The organism is Streptomyces albidus (ex Kaewkla and Franco 2022), from assembly GCF_013870515.1.
In the GTDB taxonomy this organism is placed as follows: Bacteria; Actinomycetota; Actinomycetes; order Streptomycetales; family Streptomycetaceae; genus Streptomyces; species Streptomyces albidus.
Window position 1 is genome coordinate 1 of sequence record NZ_JACBXA010000405.1, and the last position, 3,326, is coordinate 3,326.

The following is a 3,326-nucleotide window of genomic DNA, read 5'->3' on the forward strand; positions in this document are numbered from 1 at the left end:
ATACGGGATCGGCTGCGGGCGGCTCCCCCAGATGCGCCAGAGCCGCCGTCGTCATCGCGGTCACGCCGACGGGGAGAGACGAGCGCACATCGGGAGCGAAGTGCGGTGAGTGGTTGGCCGGCAGGGCGGCCAGCTTCTCGGCGGCGGTGGTGCCGGGCGCGCGTGAGTACTGGCCGGGACCGACCACGCCCAGCATCCAGTAGACGGCCGGGATCCCCGTCGTGTCGTGGAGTGCACGGCCCGCGTCCGAGTAGAGCGGGAAGTCCTCGGTCGCCATGGCGGGGGGCCAGCCGGAAACGCGCTCCTGCCCGTACAACTCGCGGTGCGCCCGCTGGACGACGGCAGTCGCGGCGTGGTCGGTGAGCGTGACCGGTGAGCGCGAGACGACCTCGACGGACGGGTCCTGCGGGCAGCCCGAAGCGGCGCACTCCGCGGTCACGATCCGCTCCACGGCACGGGTCAGGCGGTCCAGAGCGTCCTCCGACAGCGCGCGGACGGTCACGCCGAGCGTCGCCCGGTCGGCGATGACGTTGCTGCTCGAACCGGCGTGCAGAGAGCCGACGTTGAGCACTGCCTGCTCCCCCGGCGCCGTCTCCCGCGGCACGACTCCCTGGAGCCGCATGACGACCGCCGCGGCGGTCGTGACCGGGTCCACCGCCAGGTGCGGGGCTCCCGCGTGGCCTCCGCGTCCGTGGATGACGACGTCCATGCTCACGCTGCCCGCCAGCATGGGCGTGTGCTCGGCGGCGTGGGCCACCATGCCCGCCGGGAGCGGGGCGGCATGCTGGGCGAGGACGGCGTCGGGCCGTCCGAACCGTACGTACAGCCCGTCCTGAAGCATCGCCCGCGCACCTTCGAGCGTCTCCTCCGCGGGCTGCCCGACGACGACCAGCGTGCCCCGCCAGCGATCCGCCGCGCGTGCGAGAGAAGTGAGCAGCCGCGACGTCGTCCTCGCCCGCGTACGCCGCGCCCTGGCCGATGTGCCGCGCGAAGAGGGGCCCGAAGAGACAGCCGTGCCGCGCGACTACTGGCTGCGCCACGCCACCCGCAACGATGCCCAGCGGATCGGTCTGCTCGCCGAGAACCTCGCCGACTACCGTGCCCTGGTGCACCGTTGTACGTCCGCGGAGCTGCCGGCCGTCATCGAGGAGCTGCTGAGGCGGCGCGGTTCCCGGAGCGTCGTGGCGCCCTGGGCCGTCCCCGGCGACTGGCTGCCCGACGACATCGAACGCGTCGACGACTCCCCCGCTCTCTCGCCGCACGATCTCGACGCCATCGACACCGTGGTGACGGGCTGCGCCGTGGCGGTCGCCGAGACCGGCACCATCGTGCTGGACACCGGGGAGGACCAGGGCAGGCGCCTGATCTCGCTCGTGCCCGACCATCACATCTGCGTCGTCCACGCCCCCTCGCAGGTCGTCGACTCCGTACCGCAGGCCCTCAAGCATCTGGACCCCGCCCGTCCGCAGACATGGATCTCGGGACCGTCGGCCACCAGCGACATCGAACTCGACCGCGTGGAAGGTGTTCACGGGCCGCGCACGCTCGAAGTGATCATCACCACGACCGGCCGGTCCCCGCTGCCGGAGGCCGGACAGACGTCGTAGGGCGGGTCCGTCGACCATCTGCCGGGGCAGGCTGTCACCGGGGGCGGGTGGGCACGGGGCCCGAGAAGCCGCCAAGGCGCGCGGTGTAGCTTCTCCGCCGTGGCACAGCACCAGTACGAGACCAGGGCGGCCTACGACGGGATCGTCGAGCTGTACGCGTCGATGTTCGCCGACCGGCTGGAGACGAAGCCGATCACGCGGAACATGATCGGCACCTTCGCCGAGCTGGTGCGCGGTACGGGGAACCCGCGCGCGGCCGACGTCGGGTGTGGACCCGGACATCTGACGGCCGTGCTGCGCGATCTGGGGCTGGACGCCTTCGGGCTCGACCTCTCCCCGGCCATGGTCGGCCACGCCCGGCGGGCCCATCCGACGCTGCGGTTCGACGAGGCGCGGATGGAGGCCCTGCCGGTCGAGGACGGCTCCCTCGGCGGCGTGCTGGCCCACTACTCGATGATCCACACGCCGCCTCGGGAACTGCCTGCGCTGCTTGCCGAGCAGGTGCGTGTCCTGGCACCAGGGGGCCTGCTCCTGGTCTCGTTCTTCGGGACCGACGGACCGGAGCCGGTCCGCTTCGACCACAAGGTGACGCCCGCCTACAGCTGGCCGCCGGACCGGTTCGCCGAGCTGCTGGCCGGGGCCGGGCTCGTCACGTTCGCCCGGCTGCTCCACGACCCGGCCTCCGAACGGGGTTTCCTCGACGCCCACTTGCTGGCCCGCCGCCCCTAGCCCTGTCTGACAAATCTCGCATTGCTCGCGACGACTGGCACGCACAGCAGCGTCGGTACTCCGCCGGAGGGCACGGTGCCGCCGCGCGGCTTAGGTCCTTCTCCCTGGTCCGCTCAGACGAACGGGTCTAGTGCTGCGGCCCGTTACACCCGGCACCTGCCGCGCATAGCGTCCACAGACATGGACATCCACGGAAGTGACAGCAGCGGCACCCTCGACGAGGCGCTGGAACGGCTCCACCGAAGCGGCCCGGAGCGTGACGGCTGGCTGAGCAATCACGCCCCCATGGCCGTGGAGGCGCTGGTGCGGCACGGGAAGGCGTCGGCGGTCCACCGCTGGCTCGATCTCTACAGGGACAACCTGGAGGACATGCCCGCCCCGTCCTCGCCCGTCACGGAGGCCGACTGGCACGAGGCGCTCGGAGATCCGCGGCGGCTGGCCGACTGGATCGTCCACTTCGCCCGCGCCCTCGACAGCAGGCCCTGGCGGGGCGTGCTCACCGAGTGGTGGCCCCGGCTGCTCCCCGGCATCAGCGCCTCGGCGACGCACCCTGTCATCCGTGCCGGACATGCGGTGCGCACGCTTCTGGACGAGGAACGGCTCGCGGGAGACCGGCCCGGGGAGGGCCCGAGACTCACCGAACTCGCCCACGCCCTCGGATACTGGGCCGCCCGGCACCAGCCCCTCCCGGGCCTGGACGTCCTCCCCACCGCGGATTCCGCGGCGGCCGGGCTGGCGGCGGTGCCGCGTGTGGACCAGAGCGGCGGCATCCGCGAGCGGCTGGCCAGGATCACGGCACTTCCCGCCCGTCCCACTGCGGCAGCCAGAGCCGGCGCAGCCGGAAGCACCGACGCGGAGCAGGCGCGAGCCGACCTCAAGGACCTGGTGCGGGCGGCCACTCACCGGTACGCGACGCACGCACACGAATCGCCGGTCATGCTCGTGCACGCCGCGACCGCGCCGAACGCGGTGCTGCGCACCCTGCCCGCG

The 3,326-nt window shown here is 72.7% G+C and carries 4 protein-coding genes; 3 read left to right on the top strand and 1 reads right to left on the bottom strand.

Features of this window, described 5'->3' with window-relative positions:
• On the bottom strand, positions 1-937 hold a 937-nt coding region (locus H5J26_RS29645; protein ID WP_181769049.1), incomplete at its 3' end, for a M20/M25/M40 family metallo-hydrolase.
• On the opposite strand from H5J26_RS29645, the gene H5J26_RS29650 reads away from it, so the two are divergent.
• The 3 genes from H5J26_RS29650 to H5J26_RS29660 all read left to right on the top strand — a co-directional run.
• On the top strand, positions 930-1,607 hold the full coding sequence (locus H5J26_RS29650) for a LutC/YkgG family protein (protein ID WP_181769046.1): 678 nt from the start codon (positions 930-932) through the stop codon (positions 1,605-1,607). The genes H5J26_RS29645 and H5J26_RS29650 overlap by 8 nt on opposite strands.
• Before the next feature lie 99 nt (positions 1,608-1,706).
• A complete protein-coding gene (locus H5J26_RS29655) occupies positions 1,707-2,336 on the top strand; it encodes a class I SAM-dependent methyltransferase (protein WP_181769047.1) in 630 nt (209 codons plus the stop codon).
• Between the two features lie 180 nt (positions 2,337-2,516).
• Positions 2,517-3,326, top strand: an 810-nt coding sequence (locus H5J26_RS29660; protein ID WP_181769048.1) for a questin oxidase family protein, incomplete at its 3' end; no start/stop codon positions are given.